Origin of the sequence: Streptomyces violaceorubidus (assembly GCF_000717995.1) — a bacterium.
Lineage (GTDB): Bacteria > Actinomycetota > Actinomycetes > Streptomycetales > Streptomycetaceae > Streptomyces > Streptomyces violaceorubidus.
The window spans coordinates 208556-227465 of sequence record NZ_JODM01000001.1 but is presented as its reverse complement, the minus strand read 5'-3'; the positions used below and the strand labels follow the sequence as shown (position 1 = coordinate 227465).

General features: G+C 71.1%; 21 protein-coding genes and 3 tRNA genes. 5 read left to right on the top strand and 19 right to left on the bottom strand.

Features of this window, described 5'->3' with window-relative positions; all coding sequences use genetic code 11:
• Positions 1 to 358: 358 nt before the first annotated feature.
• From rplL to IE94_RS0101100, 9 genes are all read right to left on the bottom strand, one after another.
• On the bottom strand, positions 359 to 745 hold the full coding sequence (gene rplL / locus IE94_RS0101140) for a 50S ribosomal protein L7/L12 (RefSeq protein ID WP_030145441.1): 387 nt from the start codon (positions 743 to 745) through the stop codon (positions 359 to 361).
• Between the two features lie 117 nt (positions 746 to 862).
• Positions 863 to 1393 (bottom strand): 50S ribosomal protein L10, encoded by a 531-nt coding sequence (gene rplJ, locus IE94_RS0101135; protein WP_030145440.1) that lies wholly within the window; start codon positions 1391 to 1393, stop codon positions 863 to 865.
• Positions 1394 to 1708: 315 nt separating this feature from the next.
• Entirely contained in the window at positions 1709 to 2557 is an 849-nt protein-coding gene (locus IE94_RS0101130) for an SCO4651 family lipoprotein (RefSeq protein WP_030145439.1), read from the bottom strand.
• Between the two features lie 171 nt (positions 2558 to 2728).
• A complete protein-coding gene (locus IE94_RS0101125; protein ID WP_030145438.1) occupies positions 2729 to 3595 on the bottom strand; it encodes an SCO4651 family lipoprotein in 867 nt (288 codons plus the stop codon).
• Between the two features lie 145 nt (positions 3596 to 3740).
• Entirely contained in the window at positions 3741 to 4466 is a 726-nt protein-coding gene (gene rplA / locus IE94_RS0101120; protein ID WP_030145437.1) for a 50S ribosomal protein L1, read from the bottom strand.
• Between the two features lie 85 nt (positions 4467 to 4551).
• Entirely contained in the window at positions 4552 to 4986 is a 435-nt protein-coding gene (gene rplK, locus IE94_RS0101115) for a 50S ribosomal protein L11 (RefSeq protein WP_003974315.1), read from the bottom strand.
• Between the two features lie 178 nt (positions 4987 to 5164).
• Complete coding sequence (gene nusG / locus IE94_RS0101110) at positions 5165 to 6022, bottom strand: transcription termination/antitermination protein NusG (protein WP_030145436.1); 858 nt, start codon at positions 6020 to 6022, stop codon at positions 5165 to 5167.
• Positions 6023 to 6102: 80 nt separating this feature from the next.
• The gene (gene secE, locus IE94_RS0101105) at positions 6103 to 6387 is read right to left on the bottom strand and encodes a preprotein translocase subunit SecE (protein ID WP_003974317.1); all 285 of its coding nucleotides are present in this window, start codon (positions 6385 to 6387) and stop codon (positions 6103 to 6105) included.
• 108 nt (positions 6388 to 6495) lie between these two features.
• Positions 6496 to 6568 (bottom strand) — tRNA-Trp (locus IE94_RS0101100).
• Between the two features lie 239 nt (positions 6569 to 6807).
• Here IE94_RS0101100 and IE94_RS0101095 point away from each other — a divergent pair.
• Both IE94_RS0101095 and IE94_RS0101090 read left to right on the top strand, forming a co-directional pair.
• A complete protein-coding gene (locus tag IE94_RS0101095; protein WP_030145435.1) occupies positions 6808 to 8034 on the top strand; it encodes a pyridoxal phosphate-dependent aminotransferase in 1227 nt (408 codons plus the stop codon).
• A gap of 125 nt (positions 8035 to 8159) precedes the next feature.
• On the top strand, positions 8160 to 9191 hold the full coding sequence (locus tag IE94_RS0101090) for an adenosine deaminase (RefSeq protein WP_030145434.1): 1032 nt from the start codon (positions 8160 to 8162) through the stop codon (positions 9189 to 9191).
• 88 nt (positions 9192 to 9279) lie between these two features.
• Here the strand turns inward: IE94_RS0101090 and IE94_RS0101085 are convergent, their stop codons facing one another.
• From IE94_RS0101085 to IE94_RS0101065, 5 genes are all read right to left on the bottom strand, one after another.
• Positions 9280 to 10335: a UDP-N-acetylmuramate dehydrogenase gene (locus tag IE94_RS0101085; protein ID WP_030145433.1), complete on the bottom strand. Its 1056-nt coding sequence runs from the start codon at positions 10333 to 10335 to the stop codon at positions 9280 to 9282.
• Between the two features lie 171 nt (positions 10336 to 10506).
• Positions 10507 to 10887, bottom strand: a complete 381-nt coding sequence (locus IE94_RS0101080; protein WP_030145432.1) for a DUF3291 domain-containing protein — start codon at positions 10885 to 10887, stop codon at positions 10507 to 10509.
• A 73-nt stretch (positions 10888 to 10960) separates the two neighbouring features.
• Positions 10961 to 12469 (bottom strand): MFS transporter, encoded by a 1509-nt coding sequence (locus IE94_RS0101075; protein ID WP_030145431.1) that lies wholly within the window; start codon positions 12467 to 12469, stop codon positions 10961 to 10963.
• A gap of 143 nt (positions 12470 to 12612) precedes the next feature.
• Positions 12613 to 13185, bottom strand: a complete 573-nt coding sequence (locus IE94_RS0101070; protein ID WP_030145430.1) for a TetR/AcrR family transcriptional regulator — start codon at positions 13183 to 13185, stop codon at positions 12613 to 12615.
• 85 nt (positions 13186 to 13270) lie between these two features.
• Positions 13271 to 13873: a TetR/AcrR family transcriptional regulator gene (locus tag IE94_RS0101065; protein WP_030145429.1), complete on the bottom strand. Its 603-nt coding sequence runs from the start codon at positions 13871 to 13873 to the stop codon at positions 13271 to 13273.
• A 173-nt stretch (positions 13874 to 14046) separates the two neighbouring features.
• Here IE94_RS0101065 and IE94_RS0101060 point away from each other — a divergent pair, with 173 nt between their 5' ends.
• Entirely contained in the window at positions 14047 to 14895 is an 849-nt protein-coding gene (locus IE94_RS0101060) for a class I SAM-dependent methyltransferase (RefSeq protein WP_030145428.1), read from the top strand.
• A gap of 63 nt (positions 14896 to 14958) precedes the next feature.
• Here the strand turns inward: IE94_RS0101060 and IE94_RS0101055 are convergent, their stop codons facing one another.
• The 5 genes from IE94_RS0101055 to IE94_RS0101035 all read right to left on the bottom strand — a co-directional run bounded on the left by IE94_RS0101055 (position 14959) and on the right by IE94_RS0101035 (position 16432).
• The gene (locus IE94_RS0101055; protein WP_030145427.1) at positions 14959 to 15417 is read right to left on the bottom strand and encodes a MaoC family dehydratase; all 459 of its coding nucleotides are present in this window, start codon (positions 15415 to 15417) and stop codon (positions 14959 to 14961) included.
• 7 nt (positions 15418 to 15424) lie between these two features.
• Complete coding sequence (locus IE94_RS0101050; RefSeq protein ID WP_030145426.1) at positions 15425 to 15877, bottom strand: MaoC family dehydratase N-terminal domain-containing protein; 453 nt, start codon at positions 15875 to 15877, stop codon at positions 15425 to 15427.
• Between the two features lie 107 nt (positions 15878 to 15984).
• Entirely contained in the window at positions 15985 to 16149 is a 165-nt protein-coding gene (gene rpmG, locus IE94_RS0101045) for a 50S ribosomal protein L33 (RefSeq protein ID WP_003948671.1), read from the bottom strand.
• Positions 16150 to 16240: 91 nt separating this feature from the next.
• Positions 16241 to 16313: transfer RNA gene (locus tag IE94_RS0101040), tRNA-Met, on the bottom strand.
• Positions 16314 to 16359: 46 nt separating this feature from the next.
• Positions 16360 to 16432: transfer RNA gene (locus IE94_RS0101035), tRNA-Thr, on the bottom strand.
• 246 nt (positions 16433 to 16678) lie between these two features.
• Between IE94_RS0101035 and IE94_RS0101030 the strand changes: the two genes are divergently transcribed.
• Positions 16679 to 18109, top strand: coding sequence for an amidohydrolase family protein (locus IE94_RS0101030; RefSeq protein ID WP_245235144.1), 1431 nt, complete (start codon positions 16679 to 16681; stop codon positions 18107 to 18109).
• 89 nt (positions 18110 to 18198) lie between these two features.
• Complete coding sequence (locus IE94_RS0101025) at positions 18199 to 18855, top strand: NAD(P)H-binding protein (protein WP_030145424.1); 657 nt, start codon at positions 18199 to 18201, stop codon at positions 18853 to 18855.
• Positions 18856 to 18910: the final 55 nt, after the last annotated feature.

The window sequence follows — 18910 nt, the reverse complement described above, 5'->3', positions numbered from 1 at the left end:
GTGTTCACTCCTCGTTGTTCTCACCACCTGTGCGGCAAGGCCTCGCCCTCAACGCACCCAGATACTGCCCTCTTCGCCGTCGATCCATGCCTCGGATTCGGATCCTTTGACGACGCCCTGAGAATTGCGCGCTGCGTGCGGTTCGTCAAGGCCCCCCTTGCCCCGACCGGTTGTCGCCAGGGGGCTCTCAGGGCCCCGGCGACGGCACGACGAAGATCACCCTACTCTTCACCGTCACGCGTGCAAGGCGACCGCCGCCGGACGCCGGATACGCCGAAGAGCGACCACCCGGATGGATGATCGCTCTTCGGTGCTACGGCGTTACAGACCCTGACGGATCCGTGGTGCCGGTGCGGTCTTACTTGACCTCGACGGAGGCGCCGGCGCCCTCGAGGGACTCCTTGGCCTTCTCCGCGGCGTCCTTGGCGACCTTCTCGAGGACCGGCTTCGGGGCGCCGTCCACGAGGTCCTTGGCCTCCTTGAGACCCAGGGAGGTCAGCTCGCGCACGACCTTGATGACCTGGATCTTCTTGTCGCCGGCACCGGTGAGGATGACGTCGAACTCGTCCTTCTCCTCGGCCTGCTCGGCGGCGGCGCCGCCACCCTGGCCGGCGACGACGACCGGGGCGGCCGCGGCGGCGGTGACGTCGAACTTCTCCTCGAAGGCCTTCACGAACTCGGAGAGCTCGATGAGGGTCATCTCCTCGAACTGGGCGAGCAGGTCGTCCTGGCTGAGCTTCGCCATGATGGCGGTCCTTCCACTAATTCGGCAGGTGCCGGATGTACGGGGTGTGGCGGGCGTACGTCGGCCCGCTGCGATCCGCGCCGCGCTCAGGCGGCCCGGACCAGAAAGCGAGCCGAGTTACTCGGCACCGCCCTGCTCGTCCTGCTTGGCACGGAGCGCGTCCACGGTGCGGACGAGCTTCGAGGGCAGCGCCTGGAAGACGGAGGCAGCCTGGGACTGCTTCGCCTTGAAGGCACCGGCCAGCTTGGAGAGCAGAACCTCGCGGGACTCGAGGTCCGCAAGCTTCTTGATCTCGTCGGCGGTCATCGCCTTGCCGTCAAGGACACCGCCCTTGATGACGAGATTCGGGTTGTCCTTGGCGAAGTCGCGCAGACCCTTCGCCGACTCCACCGGGTCACCGGTGACGAAGGCGACGGCCGTCGGACCAGCGAAGAGCTGGTCGTCGAGCGTGATCCCGGCCTCGTTGGCCGCAATCTTGGTCAGCGTGTTCTTCACCACGGCGTACTGGGCGTTCTCACCGAGCGACCGGCGCAGCGTCTTGAGCTGCGCCACGGTGAGACCGCGGTACTCGGTCAGCACGGCGGCGTTCGAGCTGCGGAACTTGTCCGTCAGCTCGGCAACCGCGGCAGCCTTTTCGGGCGTCGCCATAGAGCCTCGGCCTCCTTCCGGGTGATTCGGACCGCGCGGACCCGAAGGAGGACTGGGGAAAACGAAACGCCCCGGCGCAGGCGCACGGGGCGTGGCTCGACCGTTCGTCATCCGCACGGGGCGGGGACTTCCGGGAGCTCATCCACAGTCACCTGCGCGGGTCGTCCGCAGTTCAGCGGATCCTTCGGCCACCGTGTCCTCTTTCGAACACACGGCAACGACCAGCGGTCTTTGGCTTCTGTGGAAGCGTACGTGAACGGGGCAGTGTCAAGCAAATCCGCCCCCGCGGCGACCGGAGGGGCCGGGCGCACGGGCTCAGCCCTGCTGGGCGCCCTTCATCATCTCGCCCAGGTCGGCGGTCTCCGCGGCCGGCGGGGCGGTGACCTTCACCGGCTCGTTGAACCCGAGGAAGGTGATGGTCATGTCCAGCGGCCCCTTGTCGGCGTCGCCGCGCATGCGGAACTGCTTGGTCTGGTCGTCGCCGTCGACCCACATGTCCATCGTGAGCTTGTCGAGGCCCATCTTGTCGTACTGCTCAAGGCTCTTCTGGCGCTTTTCCCGGGTGGCCTTGTCCTCGTCGCCGAGCGACTTCTCCAGGTCGGCGAGGGCGACCGTGCCCTTGTAGTGGGTGGTCTTCACGCCGTCGACGGTCTCGGTGCCGACCTTCTCGACGTCCTTGGCCCCGGTGAGGAAGGTGGACTCGGTCGCCGGGTTCTTGTCGGCCTGGGAAGCGCCGCCCAGCTGGTTCAGCTCGTCACCGGCGCCCATCGCGGACAGGTCGAACTTGATCCAGCTCTTGCCGTCCATCTCCTTGGCCGCCTCGGGGCCGCCGCCGATGTACATGGCCTTGTCGACGAGCCGGATCTCGGCGGTGCCGTCGGCACCCTGGTCGAGCGCCGTCATCTTCATGCTCATCGCGAGCGTCGGCTTGATCTGCATCTGCGCCTCGGCCTTGACCCGGCCCTCCTCGGGGACCTTGCCGGTCATGCGGTAGCGCAGGGAGTTGATCTCCTCGCTGTTCTTCGCCGCCTTGGCGACGGCGGCCGCGGGCGTCATCTCCGGGGACTCGGAGGCCGTGTCGTCCTTGGAGCAGCCCACCGCCCCCGCGGCGAGCAGCAGCGCGGCGAGTCCGGCGCCGACGGGCATACGTACGGAAGTCTTCATCGATATCCCCCCACGGGATTCCAGGAGCACGGGAGCATGAAGGGGCACAGGAGACGCACCGTCGCTCCACAGCAGTTCTTTGCGGTTCTTTGAGACAAGGACGCGAGCCTAGCCGAATCGGTTCGAACGATCTTGTGATTTCTCCGACGCTCCGGTCCGCCCGGTCCGGTCCTAGCTCCCCTGCGACGCCAGCAGTTCCTTGAAGTCCGCCGTGTCCGCGGCCGGCGGGCGTTCGGCGGAGACCGCGACGCCGTAGTCGCCGTAGTACGCGGTCTGGGTCATCTCCCCGGTCTTCGTGCGTCCCCGCTCGACCTTCTTGACCAGCAGGTCCCGGTCGTCGACCCAGATGTCGACGGTCTGCTCGGTGGCCCCGCCCACCGTGCCGGACCAGTGCGTGGTGCGACGGCCGCGCGTCGTCTCCTCGCCCACCCTGCGCACGTCTTCGGCGGTCAGCAGCAGCTTCACCGCCCGGTGGGGCGTGGTGTTGCGCATCTGCTCGGCGAAGTCGTCGCCCGCGCCGCCGTCGAGCTCCTCCAGGTCCTCGTACACGTACTTGATCCAGTGCCGGCCGTCCAGCCGCTCGGCGAACGCGTCGCCCATCCTGGCGTAGTAGGCGTCGGGCAGGTAGCGGGCCTCCATCGCGGTGGTGCCCAGGCGGCGCATGGTCTCGGCGGTCGTGCCGCCCGTGTAGGTGATCGTCAGGGTGCCGGTGAGGCCGGCGTCCCAGCCGAGGGCGCCCGCGGCGTCCAGGGACAGTTCGCTGCCCATCACCGTCGTGGACTCCACCCGCGCCGAACCCGCCCGCCCGGTGGCCCGCTCCACGGCCCGCAAGGCGTCCGCCGAAGGGCCGGTGACGGCCGGAGGGCGCGAGGACGGCGGGGCGGAGGCGGAGGGCGCGGTCGAACCGGCGGACGCGGCGGGAGGGGCGGCGTCGCCGGAGCCGTCGGATCCGCCGGGGCCGGTGCACGCGGTGACGCACGCCAGTGCCGCCGACACCCCTACCGAGACGACCGTACGGCGTGCCCTCGTGCCCGTCATCCGCCCACCCCTTGCGCCCCGTACGACTCCCGCGCCCCGTGCGCGGGTCCGTTGCCCGCACGCTAACCCAGGGCGCCGGGAAAAGGGACGGGCCCGCACCTCGAAAGGTGCGGGGCCCGTGAACCGGTGGGGCGAGCCGTTACGCTCAGACCGCGGCCGGGTCCTCCTCGACGAGGAGGTTGCGGGTGCGGTTGGAGTCGAGCGGGATGCCGGGGCCCATCGTGGTGCTGATGGCGGCCTTCTTGATGTAGCGGCCCTTGGCGGCGGACGGCTTCAGACGGAGGATCTCCTCCAGCGCCGCGCCGTAGTTCTCCACCAGCTTGGTGTCGTCGAACGACGTCTTGCCGATGATGAAGTGCAGGTTCGAGTGCTTGTCGACGCGGAACTCGATCTTGCCGCCCTTGATGTCGTTGACAGCCTTGGCGACGTCCGGGGTCACGGTGCCGGTCTTGGGGTTCGGCATGAGACCACGGGGACCGAGCACGCGGCCGAGGCGGCCGACCTTGCCCATGAGGTCCGGGGTGGCGACGACGGCGTCGAAGTCCAGACGCCCCTTCGACACCTCGTCGATCAGTTCGTCGGCACCGACGATGTCGGCGCCGGCGGCACGCGCGGCCTCGGCACGGTCACCGGTCGCGAAGACCAGGACCCGGGCGGTCTTACCGGTGCCGTGCGGGAGGTTCACGGTGCCACGGACCATCTGGTCCGCCTTGCGCGGGTCGACACCCAGACGGAAGGCGACCTCGACGGTGCCGTCGAACTTGGAGGTGGAGGTCTCCTTGGCGAGACGCACGGCCTCGAGCGGGGCGTAGAGCTTGTCCCGGTCGATCTTGGCGTCCGCAGCGCGGAGAGACTTGCTGCGCTTGCTCACTACTGCTCCTGTTGGCTTCTGAGGAGTCGTGGTGCGGGCCGAGCAGGCCCTGCCACTACTACTGCTTGCTTACGGGGGTGGAGGGTCAGCCCTCGACCGTGACGCCCATGGAACGCGCGGTACCGGCGATGATCTTCTCCGCCTGGTCCAGGTCGTTGGCGTTGAGGTCGGGCATCTTGGTGGTGGCGATCTCGCGGACCTGGTCACGCGTGATCTTCGCGACCTTGGTCTTGTGCGGCTCGCCGGAGCCCTTCTCCACGCCCGCGGCCTTGAGGATCATCTTGGCGGCCGGCGGCGTCTTGGTGATGAAGGTGAAGGAGCGGTCCTCGTAGACCGTGATCTCCACCGGGATGACCCAGCCGCGCTGCGACTCGGTCGCGGCGTTGTAGGCCTTGCAGAACTCCATGATGTTGACGCCGTGCTGACCCAGCGCGGGGCCGACCGGCGGAGCCGGGTTCGCGGCACCGGCCTGGATCTGGAGCTTGATGAGCCCCGTGACCTTCTTCTTCTTGGGAGGCATAGCTCTCCGGGTCCTTTCGATTCGGGTCCTGCCCGCGTTCGGGAGCTACCCGGACACAGGCATACCGCACAACGATAACGGGTATAGATGCGCGGCCAAAAACCGAGCAGGTCAGACGCCGCGTGAGCGGCAGCCTGACCTGGTCGGAAGCAGTACGTCCAGAGGTACCGGTGAGGTACTAGTTCTTCTGGATCTGGTCGAAGCTCAGCTCGACCGGGGTCTCGCGGCCGAAGATCTCGACGAGGCCCTTGACCTTCTTCGAGTCGGCGTTGATCTCGTTGATGGTGGCCTGGAGCGTCGCGAACGGGCCGTCGGTGACGGTGACCGAGTCGCCGACCTCGAAGTCCAGGACCTGGACCTCGACCTTGCGCTGCGGCGCCGGCTTGCCCTCGGCCTCGGCGGCCTCGCGGGCGGCCTTCTCCTCGGCCTCCGGGGCGAGCATCTTGACGATCTCGTCCAGGGTCAGCGGGTACGGGTCGTAGGCGTTGCCGACGAAGCCGGTGACGCCGGGGGTGTTGCGGACGACGCCCCAGGACTCGTTGGTGAGGTCCATGCGGACCAGGACGTAACCCGGCAGCTTGTTCTGGCGGATCGTCTTGCGGTCGCCGTTCTTGATCTGGACGACCTCTTCCTGCGGCACCTCGGCCTGGAAGATGTAGTCCTCGACGTTGAGCGAGACGGCGCGCTGTTCGAGGTTGGTCTTCACGCGGTTCTCGTAACCGGCGTAGGTGTGGATGACGTACCACTCGCCGGGCAGGACGCGCAGCTCCTGGCGGAGCTTCTCGATCGGGTCGAGGTCGGGCTCCTCGGCCTCGGCCTCCGCCTCGGTGGCGTCCTCGTCGGACTCGGCCCCGGCGGTCTCGTCCGACTCCGCTTCCGCGTCGTCCTCGTCCGTCTCCGCGACGACCGTGTCGTCGGCAGCCTCGGCCTCGGCGGAGGCCTCGGTGTCCTCGTTGTCGGCGCCCTCGACGGTGCCGAGCTCGTCCTCGACGGACTCGACCGGCTCGATGGCGTCGTTCACGTTCGGGTCAGACACTGTGGCTGCTTCTTCCTGGATACATAGGGGTGGAACACGCGAAAGGGGCGCCGGGTACCTCGGCGCCCTTCGCTCTCGACTCAGCCGAAGACGTACTTGGCGGCGTGAGAGAAGCCATAGTCAATCAGAGTCACCAGGCCGATCATGATGACCACGAAGATGATCACCACGGTGGTGTACGTCGTCAGCTGGTTGCGACTGGGCCAGACGACCTTGCGCAGTTCCGCGACGATCTGGCGGTAGAAGAGAGCGAGCCGCTTCAGCGGACCCTTCTTGCCTCGCTTGCCGCCCTTGCGGGACTTCTTGGAGTCCGGCGCCTCGTCCTGGGCATCAGGCATGTCGATGGAGCCCACGGCGTCCGTCACTCGTCCTCACCTGATTCCGGGTCGTGGCCGTGCCGCGCCCGGTTGGAGCCGCACGGCGGTGCATTGCTGTACGTACATGCGCACACATCCTGGCGATGGTGTGTGTAGCAGGGCCGGAGGGACTTGAACCCCCAACCGCTGGTTTTGGAGACCAGTGCTCTACCAATTGAGCTACGACCCTTTGTTCGTCCCCCAACGTACCGCATCGGCCCGGATGCTTGGTGTGCACCGGATGATCGCGGACCGCTGAAGGCCAACGAGGTGAGAGTGTACGTGCTCACGGGCCGGGCGTCGAACAGAAAGCACGTCCGGACTGATGTTCAGGCCGAGGACCGGACTGGCGTTCAGGTCCTGGACCCGTCCGGTTCAGTCCGTGAAACCCCTGTGCCCGGGAGGTTTCCGGTCTGGAACGATGGGGTCATGAGCGCTGCAACCCCTCCCACCGAGCGCCGGGTCTCCGCCCGAGTCGGCGCGATCTCCGAGTCCGCGACCCTCGCCGTGGACGCCAAGGCCAAGGCCCTGAAGGCCGCCGGGCGCCCCGTGATCGGCTTCGGCGCGGGTGAGCCCGACTTCCCGACGCCGGACTACATCGTCGAGGCCGCCGTCGAGGCGTGCAAGAACCCTAAGTTCCACCGCTACACGCCGGCCGGCGGGCTGCCCGAGCTGAAGGCCGCCATCGCCGCGAAGACGCTGCGCGACTCCGGCTACGAGGTCGACCCGTCCCAGATCCTCGTCACCAACGGCGGCAAGCAGGCCATCTACGAGGCGTTCGCCGCGATCCTCGACCCGGGCGACGAGGTCATCGTCCCGGCGCCGTACTGGACGACGTACCCGGAGTCGATCCGGCTGGCCGGCGGTGTCCCGGTGGAGGTCGTCGCCGACGAGACGAGCGGCTACCGGGTGACGGTGGAGCAGCTGGAGGCCGCGCGCACCGAGAAGACCAAGGTCGTCCTCTTCGTGTCGCCGTCGAACCCGACGGGCGCGGTGTACAGCGAGGCGGAGACCGAGGCGATCGGCAAGTGGGCCGTCGAGCACGGTCTGTGGGTACTGACCGACGAGATCTACGAGCACCTCGTCTATGGCGACGCCGTCTCCGTGTCCCTGCCGGCCGTGCTGCCGGAGCTGCGCGACAAGTGCATCGTGGTCAACGGCGTGGCGAAGACGTACGCGATGACCGGCTGGCGGGTCGGGTGGGTCATCGGCCCGAAGGACGTCGTCAAGGCCGCGACCAACCTCCAGTCGCACGCCACGTCCAATGTGTCCAACGTCTCGCAGGCGGCGGCGCTGGCCGCGGTCTCCGGCGACCTGGACGCCGTGGCGAAGATGCGGGAGGCCTTCGACCGGCGTCGGCAGACCATCGTGCGGATGCTCAACGAGATCGACGGTGTGCTCTGCCCGGAGCCCGAGGGCGCGTTCTACGCCTACCCGTCGGTGAAGGCGCTGCTCGGCAAGGAGATCCGCGGCAGGCGTCCGCAGGACTCGGTCGAGCTGGCCGCGCTCATCCTGGAGGAGGCCGAGGTCGCGGTGGTGCCGGGTGAGGCCTTCGGCACACCGGGGTACCTGCGGCTGTCGTACGCGCTCGGGGACGAGGACCTCGTCGAGGGCGTGAGCCGGATCCAGAAGCTGCTGGCGGAGGCGCGGGACTGACCGTCCCCCTCGCCCCAGGGGCCGCACCGGAACGTTCCGGTGCGGCCCCTGTTTGTTTGTGCGAGCAAGACCACGAACGGGGAAAGTGCTGTCGGGCCGGGCGTGTCGTACGGCAGGATCACCAGATGGAGCGTGTACGTGATGTCTCTGAACTGCCCAAGGCCCATCTCCACCTGCACTTCACCGGGTCGATGCGGCCCACCACCCTGCTGGAACTGGCCGACAAGCACGGCGTACGGCTGCCCGAGGCGCTGACCGAGGCGCTGGGCCGCGGGGAGTCGCCCAAGCTGCGGGCGACCGACGAACGGGGCTGGTTCCGCTTCCAGCGGCTGTACGACGCGGCGCGGTCGTGCCTGCAGACGCCGGAGGACATCCAGCGGCTGGTGCGGGAGGCCGCGGAGGAGGACCTGCGGGACGGGTCGGGGTGGCTGGAGATCCAGGTCGATCCGACGTCGTACGCACCGCGGCTGGGCGGGCTGATCCCCGCGTTGGAGATCATCCTGGACGCGGTGGAGACGACCGTGCGGGACACCGGGATCGGGATGCGGGTGCTGGTCGCCGCGAACCGGATGAAGCATCCCCTGGACGCGCGGACGCTGGCCCGGCTGGCGGTGCGGTACGCGGAGCGGGGCGTGGTCGGTTTCGGGCTGTCGAACGACGAACGGCGCGGGATGGCACGGGACTTCGACCGGGCGTTCGCGATCGCGCGGGAGGGGGGCCTGTTGAGCGCGCCGCACGGCGGCGAGCTGACCGGCCCCGCGTCGGTGCGGGACTGCCTGGACGACCTGGAGGCGGACCGGATCGGGCACGGGGTGCGGGCCGCGGAGGACCCCCGGCTGCTGAAGCGGCTGGCGGACCGGCAGGTGACCTGCGAGGTGTGCCCGGCGTCGAACGTCGCCCTGGGCGTGTACGAGAAGCCGGAGGACGTGCCGCTGCGGAAGCTGTTCGAGGCGGGGGTGCCGATGGCGCTGGGCGCGGACGACCCACTGCTGTTCGGATCCCGGCTGGCGGCCCAGTACGAGATCGCGCGCGAGCACCACGGGTTCACCGACGCGGAGCTGGCGGAACTGGCGCGCCAGTCGGTGCGGGGGTCGGCGGCCCCCGAGGACGTGAAGGGCCGGCTGCTGGCGGGAGTGGACGACTGGCTGGCGTCCTAGGGCCGGACGGTGACGCGGGGCGAGGGGGCCCGCCGACGCCCCGCGGCCAGGTCGGGCGCCCCCGCCGCCCCCGGCTTACGGCGCCCGGTCACAGGCTCACGCCGACCGTCACCGGTTCGTTGACCAGCGTGACCCCGAAGGCCTCGTGGACCCCGGCGACGACCTCGCGGGCCAGCGCGAGCAGGTCCTCGGTGGTCGCCTCGCCGCGGTTGGTGAGGGCGAGGGTGTGCTTGGTGGAGATGCGGGCGGGGCCGGTGCCGTACCCCTTGGTGAAGCCGGCCCTGTCGATCAGCCAGGCCGCGGAGGTCTTGACGCGGCCCTCCCCGGCCGGGAAGGCGGGCGGCTCCGCGGCGTCCCCCAGGCGTTCGGCGACGCGCGCGCGGAAGGCGGCGAACTGCTCGTCGGTGAGGATCGGGTTGGTGAAGAACGATCCGGCCGACCAGGTGTCGTGGTCCTCGGGGTCCAGCACCATGCCCTTCCCGGCGCGCAGTCCGAGCACCGTCTCCCGGGCGGCCGCCAGCGGCACCCGCTCGCCCGCCTCGACGCCGAGGGCGCGGGCCGTCTCTGCGTAGCGCAGCGGCGCGGAGAGGCCGCCGGCGTCCTCCAGCTCGAAGCGGACCCGCAGGACGACGTAGCGCTCGGGCTCGGCCTTGAAGCGGCTGTGGCGGTAGGAGAAGGCGCAGTCGGCGTTGGACAGGGCGACCGTCTCTCGGCTCCTGCGGTCGTAGGCGGTGACCTCGGTGATCGTGGCGGACACCTCCTGGCCGTACGCGCCGACGTTCTGGATCGGGGTCGCGCCCGCCGAGCCGGGGATGCCGGCCAGGCACTCGACGCCCGCCAGGCCCGCCTCGACGGTGCGGGCGACGGCGTCGGTCCAGACCTCGCCGGCCGCCAGCTCCAGCGTCGTGCCGTCGAGGCTCAGGCCGCGGGTGGCGATGTGCAGGGCGGTGCCGTCGAAGCCCTTGTCGCCGATGACCAGGTTGGATCCGCCGCCGATGAGCAGCAGCGGGGTCCCGGTGTCGTCGGCCTCGCGGACGGCGGCGATCACCTCGGCGTCGGTGGTGGCCGTGACCAGCCGGGTCGCGGACCCGCCCAGGCGGAAGGTGGTCAACGGGGCGAGGGGGGCGTCGTGGAGTTCCTGCACGCGCTCAAGACTACGAGACGGGACCGACAGCCCCGGGCGGTGGGAAACACGCGGCACCCCGACCGGGCGGTCGGGGTGCCGGGCGCCGTCGGGGCGTGCGGTGCCGCGAGGCGTGTGGGTGCGCGATGCGCGGGTGCGCGGGTGCGTGGGTGCGCGGTGCGCGGGTGCGCTTCAGGTCAGGCGCCGGCGCACCTCCGCCCAGCTCACCGGGAGTTCGTCGCTCGACGCCGCCCAGGAGGCGAACTTCGCGTCTCGCATCTGCGCCGACAGGCCGCGGGAGGTCGGCTCGTGGGTGCCGGAGTGGGCGAAGGTCTTGAGGGCCTCGGGCGACTCCCAGGCGGAGAGCGTCCAGAAGGTCCGCCTGAAGGGCTCCGCCTTCAGGGAGGCGCCGTACGCTCCGGGCGCGCTCCCGATCTGCCGCCACACGCCCGGCGTGCGCGCCAGGAACCTCAGCGCTCCCCACAGGGTCCGGGTCTCGAAGCGGGAGGCGAAGACGTGGACCTCGGTGGCCCGGGGAGGCTGGTTCGGCACGGTCCAGGGAAGGGTGGGCATGACGTACTCCTCTCGTGTCCTGTGCGTGCGGGTCGTACGGGTCGTAGGTCGTACGGGTCGTACGGGTCGTGGGTCAGTGCGCGGGCCGCGTCGGTGCCGTCGTGGCGAGGGCCGGTTCGGGCACCGGGCCCGGGGCAGGCTCCGCCGCCGGTGCGGCCGCCGGTGCGGCCGGTTCCCGCTCCCCGTCGCCGGTCCGGCGGCGCGCCGGGATCGCCAGGGCCGCGAGGCCGCCGAGGGCCACCACCGCGGCCCCCACGGCGACCGCGGGACGCAGTCCGTCCACGAAGGTCTGCGCGGACTCGTAGCCGCCCTGCGCCGCGAAGATCGACGACATGACCGCGATGCCGAGCGCGCCGCCCACCTCGCGCAGTGCGTTGTTGGCGCCGGAGGCGATCCCCTGCTCCTTCGCGGCGACGCTGGACATCACCAGCGCGGAGGCGGGGGCGAAGTAGAGGGCCATGCCGATGCCGCTGACGATCAGGCCGGGCAGCTGGACCGCGTAGGAGGCGTCGGCCGTGATCACGGAGGCGAGGTAGCCGAGGCCGGCCGCCTGGAGGAAGAGTCCGGCCGCGACGACCGGGCGGCCTCCGATCCGGTCGGAGAGGATGCCGGCGATCGGCGCCACCAGCATCGGCATGCCCGTCCAGGGCAGCATGCGCAGGCCCGCCTCGGTGGGCGAGTAGCCGAGCACGCCCTGCATGTACTGGCTGAGCAGGAAGATCGAGCCGAACATCCCCAGGAACATCAGCAGGCTCGCCGCGTTGACGCCGGAGAAGGCACGGGAGCGGAACAGCCGCATCGGGAGCATGGGGTTCCTGGCGCGGGTGCCGTAGAGGACGAAGCCGGTGAGCAGCGCGGCCCCGGCGAACAGGGCGGTCAGCACCACGGCGCCGGTCCAGCCGTCGGCGGGGCCCCGGACCAGGCCGTAGACGATGCCGAAGAGTCCGCCGCTGGCGAGCAGGGTGCCGGGTATGTCGAGCGGGGCTCCGGTGCCGTGCGACTCGGCGAGGCGCAGTCGGGCGAGGGGCAGCAGGGCCAGGCCGAGCGGAACGTTCAGCCAGAAGATCCACTGCCACGAGATGTGCTCGGTGAGGCTGCCGCCGACCAGCGGCCCGGAGGCCACGGCGAGCCCGTTGACGGCGCCCCAGATGCCGTACGCCATCCCGCGGCGTTCGGCGGGGACCGCCGCCGTCAGCAGGGTCAGCGTCAGCGGCATCATGATCGCCGCGCCGACGCCCTGCACCGCGCGGGCGGCGATGAGCGAGTCGATCCCGGGTGCCATGGCCGCGGCGGCGGAGGCGGCGGTGAAGACGGTGATGCCGGCGAGGAAGAGCCGGCGGCGGCCGAAACGGTCGCCGAGGGCCGCGCCGAACATGAGGAGGACGGCGAAGGTGAGCGTGTAGGCGCTCACGGTCCATTCGAGGTCGTGCAGCGCGCCGCCCAGGTCCTCGCGGATGGAGGGCAGGGCGGTGGTGACGACGAGGTTGTCCAGGGCCGCCATGAAACCGGCCACGCTGGTGATGACGAGGGCCCAGGCCGCTCCCCCGCCCCGTGCGTTCCGACGTGCTCCGTGCTGTGACATCTCTCCCCCAGAGGGTGTGCACTTGCCGTGGATGTGGTTAGTAATTGATGACTAACTTCTATGGTCGTCCGGAGACGAGAAGTGATCGTGCCCTCACGCCTTCACACCTCGCGGCCCACGCCTTCGTGCCGCACCTCGGACCCTTACGCGTCGCCCGGGCCCGACTTGGCCCGCCCGGATTCGTAGAGACCGCCGTAGATCCGGTGCCCCGGCGGAAATCCCATGCCGACCAGGGTGTTGATCAGCATGCCGTACGCCAGGAAGGTCGTCGTCTGAGCGATGTCGGCCCCCAGCGGCAGGTGCACGGCGTCCCACAGTTCGAGCCAGCCCTTGCGCACCATCTCGCCGAACTCGTGGTCCCCGGCCGCCTCGGCGGCGGCGACGGTGACGTACACCTGCAACTGCATCTGGAGCTTCTCGGGCTGGTCGGCGATCAGCTGCGTGTACGCGTCAGCCATGGCGTGCAGGGCCTCTTCGCCGTGCAGACCCTCGGACGACTTCTCGAAGACCTCGCGCGTCTCCCGCAGACAGCGCTCCGCCACCGCGAGGAAGATCGCCTTCTTGCCCGGGAACAGGCGGAAGAGGTACGGCTGGGAGACGCCCACCCGCTTGGCGATGGCCTCCGTGGAGGTGCCGTGGTAGCCACCCCGGGCGAACTCGCTCGTCGCCGCGCGGATGACGCTCTCGCGCCGTTCCTCGGCACTCATCCTGACCATGGGATGTAAGTTAGTGCTCAATCACTAACTTCGTCAAGGGCGACGCGTCCGGGACCTGCTGGACCCCCGGAAGGGCGGCGCCGGGTCAGTGCGACCGCCGCCGCAGGACGTCGGCGAGCACCGTGGCCACCAGCTTGCCGACCGCCGCCGGGTCGGGCGGGCCGGGGTCGCGGTCCGCGAACAGGAGATGCCCCCCGCCGACCAGGGAGAGGGTGAGCGAGTCGATGTCGGCGTCGGCCGAGATCCGGCCGCCGGCGCGCTCGTCGTCCAGGTAGGCGGAGACCGCCGACGCGACCTGGGCGAGGATCGCGATGCCGCCCCCGGGCACGGCCTGCCGCAGCCGTGCCCGCAACTCGTCCCGGAAGGTGATGAGCGGGATGATCGCCACCGGCACCGGCCCGAACAGGGTGGTCAGCGCCCGGGTGAGGTTGTCGGCCACCGTGCCGGTGCCCACGGCCTCGCGCAACGCCGACGCCTGCGTATCGAGCCGCGCGGCGCGATCCAGGACGAGTTCGGCGAGGAAGGCGTCGAAGTCGGCGAAGTGCCGGTGCAGTACACCCTTGGCGCAGCCCGCCTCGTCGGTGACGGCCCGGCTGGTCAGCCCGTTCGGGCCGTCGCGCAGCAGTACGCGCTCAGCGGCGTCGAACAGCTGCCTGCGCGCGTCGCGAAGGTGCACTCCGGTCGGCACTTGCGGATCCTCCCGCGCGCCAGGCACTCCTGGCACGTCCGTCGACTCGTGGGCTCCAGGCCCACCACTGACTCGTGGGCGCTCACCCGCCACTGACTCGCCACTGGCTCGTCGTCGGCTTATGGGCGCTCGCCCACTGTCGCGTGTGGGCGCTTGCCCACTAAGGTGAACGCATGCCCACTCTACCGCCGTCGCCGGAGCGACCGTCGCCGAAGCAACCGGAACCGACGCCACCGCCGCACCGGGCCCGGCAGACGGCCGAGTCCTTCGGCGCGGACGCGCAACGCTACGACCGGGCCCGGCCGGGCTACCCCGAGGACCTGGTGGCACGGGTCGTCGCGGGGAGCCCGGGGCCCGACGTACTCGACGTCGGCTGCGGCACGGGCATCGCGGCCCGGCAGTTCCAGGCCGCCGGTTGCACCGTGCTCGGTGTCGAGCCGGACGCGCGGATGGCCGACTTCGCGCGGGCCCGCGGCCTGCCGGTCGAGGTGGCGGCCTTCGAGGCCTGGGAACCGGCCGGCCGGGCCTTCGACGCGGTGATCGCCGCCCAGTCGTGGCACTGGGTGGACCCGGCCGCCGGCGCCCTGAAGGCGGCTCGGGTGCTGCGTCCGAACGGGCGCCTGGCGATCTTCGGGCACGTCTTCGAGCCGCCGCCCGAGGTGGCCGAGCCGTTCGCCGCCGCCCACCGCCGGGTGGCGCCCGACTCGCCGTTCAGCGGTCAGCCGGCGCGACGTCCGCTGGAGATGTACCTGGCGGGGTACGCGAAGACCGCCGACCGGATCCGCGAGACCGGGCGGTTCGGCGACCCGGAGCAGTGGCGGTTCGACTGGCAGCGGGCCTACACGCGCGACCAGTGGCTGGAGCTGCTTCCCACCACCGGAGCGCTCACCCGGCTCCGCCCCGGCCCACTGGCCGAGATCCTCGGCGCGGTCGGCCACGCCATCGACGCTCTGGGCGGCAGCTTCACGATGCGGTACACGACGCTGGCGACCACCGCGGCAGTCGCTGGCACCGACCGCTGACGCTCGCTCCGGCCGGGGCGGATTCCCGGCACGGGGCGAGCAGAGGGGGCCGCAGCGGACCGGTCAGCCCAGTCGTACGACCGCCCGGGACATGCCGAGGACCTTCTGGCCGCCGCTGGTGGCCGTGAGGTCGACGCGGACGGTGTTGTCGTCGAGCTTGGCCGCCACCTTGCCGCTGACCTCGATCACGGCGCCCTGGTCGTCGTTCGGGACGACGACGGGCCTGGTGAAGCGGACGCCGTACTCCACGACCGCGCCCGGGTCGCCGGTCCAGTCGGTGACCACGCGGATCGCCTCGGCCATGGTGAACATGCCGTGCGCGATGACGTCCGGCAGGCCCACCTCCTTGGCGAACCTCTCGTTCCAGTGGATCGGGTTGAAGTCGCCGGAGGCACCCGCGTACCGCACGAGCGTGGCGCGGTCCACGGGGAAGCTCCTCGAGGGCAGTTCGGTGCCGACCTCGACGTCGCTGTAGGCGATCTTCGCCGTCGGGGGAAGCGTCTGATCCGTCGGATGCGTCATGGGGTGCTCACGCCTCCTCGGCCGCGCGGGCCACGAGCTTGGTCCAGGCGGTCACGACGCGCTCGCCGGCCTCGTCGTGGACCTCGCCGCGGATGTCCAGGATGTCGTTGCCGGCCATCGACTTGATCGCCTCGATGGTCGAGGTGACGGTGAGCCGGTCACCGGCCCGCACCGGGCGGGCGTAGGCGAACTTCTGGTCGCCGTGCACCACCCGGCTGTAGTCCAGCCCGAGCTGCGGGTCCTGGATGACCTGACCGGCCGCCTTGAACGTGATCGAGAACACGAAGGTCGGTGGAGCGATCACGTCAGGATGGCCCAGCGCCTTCGCGGCCTCCGTGTCGACGTAGACCGGGTTGGCGTCCCCCACCGCTTCCGCGAACTCGCGGATCTTCTCCCGGCCCACCTCGTAGGGCGCGGTGGGCGGATAGGTCCGCCCCACGAACGACTGGTCGAGCGCCATGGGCTCGCAACCTCCTGCTGCTCTTCGTACCGGTGTCGCCGAGCGACCGTGACAACGACACGAGGCCGCCCCCAAGCCTCGGGGACGGCCTCGTGTACGAGCCTGTTCTATCGCGTCTCGCGGTGCGCGGTGTGCGCGTTGCAACGCGGGCAGTGCTTCTTCATCTCCAGTCGGTCCGGGTTGTTACGCCGGTTCTTCTTGGTGATGTAGTTCCGCTCCTTGCACTCCACGCAGGCCAGCGTGATCTTCGGGCGGACGTCGGTGGCAGCCACGTGAGTGCACTCCTTGACGAACGGATTGATGGTATTAACGCAAGAAAGAGTAGCCGATTGAAGGACCGACCCCGCAATCGGCTACTAAGAGTAGCGGTGACCGGACTTGAACCGGTGACACAGCGATTATGAGCCGCTTGCTCTACCGACTGAGCTACACCGCTGTGATGCGATCGGGCCCCGCCTCGCGACGGGAACCTCTCACACCAGAGCCCCAAAACGGAATCGAACCGTTGACCTTCTCCTTACCATGGAGACGCTCTGCCGACTGAGCTATTGGGGCGAGCGATGAAGACATTACACGGTCGCCCGCCGTTCGCCCAAATCCGTTTCGCCGACCCTGCCCCGTCCCGTCCCGACCGCCGGAGAACGGGGCGAACGGCCTGGATCACCCGGCCCGGCCCGGACAGACCGCACCGGTACGACTATTGCGCTCCTCCGCGCCACGGGCTGATCACCGTCCTAGGCTCGACTCACTCTGCGTGATCTTGCGTCCCCCACTGCGCAGCCCCGAGCCCAGAGGAGCGCGATGCCCGACAGCCAGCCGCAGCCGCCCCATTCGCCCTCCCCCTCGGACCCCGCCGACCGCGGCTCGCTCCTGCTCACCGGGGCGCGGCTCACCGACGGCCGGACCGTGGACGTACGGCTCCACGGCGGCCGCATCGAAGCCGTCGGCACGGCCGGCAGCCTGACCCCGCGCCGTACCCTCGGCAGCCTGCCCCCGGGACGCGCGCCGGCCCCCGGCACCCGTCCGGGCCCGGGCGGTCACCTGAACCCCGGCGGCCACCTCGACCTGGCCGGCTACCTGCTGCTGCCGGCCCCGGCCGATCCCCACGTCCACGCCGACACGGCACTCACGGCTGATGTCCCCGGCCCCGTCTCCTACCGGCCCGAGGACGTCCAGCGCCGGGCCACCGAGGCCGCCCTGCTCCAGCTCGGACACGGTGCCACCGCGCTGCGGGCACACGTGCGGGTGGGCGACGTCGCCGGCCTCGGCGCGCTGACGGCCGTGCTGCGCACCCGGCGCTCGCTGCGCGGGCTCGCCGAACTGACCGCGGTGGCCATGCCCCGGGTGCTGACCGGGGCGGCCGGCGCCGACGGCCTGGCGATGCTGCGGGACGCGCTCAAGATGGGCGCCGACGTGGTGGGCGGGTGTCCGGACCTCGACCCCGATCCGGCGGGGTACGTGGAGGCGGTCCTGGAGGTCGCCGCCGAGCACGGCTGCCCCGTCGACCTGCACACGGACGCCGCCGACCCGGCGCGGCTGGCCCGGCTGGCGGCCATGGCGGGCGGGCTGCGCCCCGGGGTCGCCATCGGCCCCTGCGACGGCCTGGGCCTGCTGCCCGCCGACGCGGTCTCCCGGGCCGCGGACCAGCTCGCGGCGGCGGGCGTGACGGTGGTCTGCCTCCCGCAGGGCGCCTGCGGGACGGTGGACCGCCCCGACGGCACCCCTCCGGTACGGCTGCTGCGGGCGGCCGGGGTCCGGGTCGCCGCCGGGAGCGGCGCGCTGCGGGACGTGTCCAACCCGGTCGGACGCGGCGATCCCCTGGAGGCGGCCTATCAGCTGGCCTCCCGCCACGGACTGCGCCCCGAGGAGGCGTACGACGCGGTGAGCGCGGCGGCACGGTCGGCCCTCGGTCTGCCCGAGGTGCGGGTGGAGGCGGGTTTCCCGGCCGAACTCGTGGCCGTGCGCGGGGACCGGCTGGCGGGCGCGCTCTCGCTGGCCTACAGCCGGATCGTCGTGCACCGGGGGCGCGTGGTGGCGCGGACCAGCGCGGTGCGGGAGTACGGCGACTCGACCGGCGCGTCGGACCTGGGGCTGCCCCGGCAGGGCGGTGGCGGGCGAGGGCGAGGCGACGGGCGCGCCGGGCCCGGAGGTCATGCCGGGTCCGGCGGTCATGGCGAGCGCGGCGGTCATGGCGAGCCCGGCGGTCATGGCGAGCGCGGGAACATGGCCTGAGCGGGAGACGGGCGGGCGGCGGGCGGGGCGTGCGCGGGGCGGTCGAAGCCGTGCGGCGCGGGCGGCCGTCGGGGCGTACGGTCGAAGGCATGCGCATTGTCATCGCTGGTGGTCATGGTCAGATCGCGCTGCGGCTGGAGCGGTTGCTCGCCGCGCGCGGGGACGAGGTGGCGGGCATCATCCGCAAGGCGGAGCAGGCCGACGACCTGCGCGCCGCGGGCGCCGAACCGATCGTGCTCGACCTGGAGTCGGCCTCGGTCGAGGAGGTCGCCGAGCGGCTGCGGGGAGCGGACGCGGCGGTCTTCGCGGCGGGGGCGGGGCCCGGCAGCGGGGCGGCCCGCAAGGACACGGTGGACAAGGCGGCGGCGGTCCTCTTCGCGGACGCGGCGGTCCGGGCGGGCGTACGGCGCTTCCTGGTCGTCTCGTCCATGGGAGCCGACCCGGGGCACCGGGGCGACGAGATCTTCGACGTCTACCTGCGCGCCAAGGGCGAGGCGGACGCGTACGTCCGCTCCCTGGACGCCCTGGACTGGACGATCCTGCGGCCCGGCGCCCTGACGGACGACGCGGGCACGGGGCTGGTGCGTCTGGAGGCGCACACCGGCCGCGGCCCCGTTCCGCGCGACGACGTCGCGGCCGTCCTTGCCGAACTGGTCGACACCCCGGCCACCAACGGCCTGACCCTGGAGCTGATCAGCGGTTCGGCGCCGGTGTCGGTGGCGGTGAAGTCGGTGGCCGGGAACTGACGGCGGCGGACCGCTCGGCGCGCGGCGACTCCCGGCGCGCGGGTCGCGGAGCACG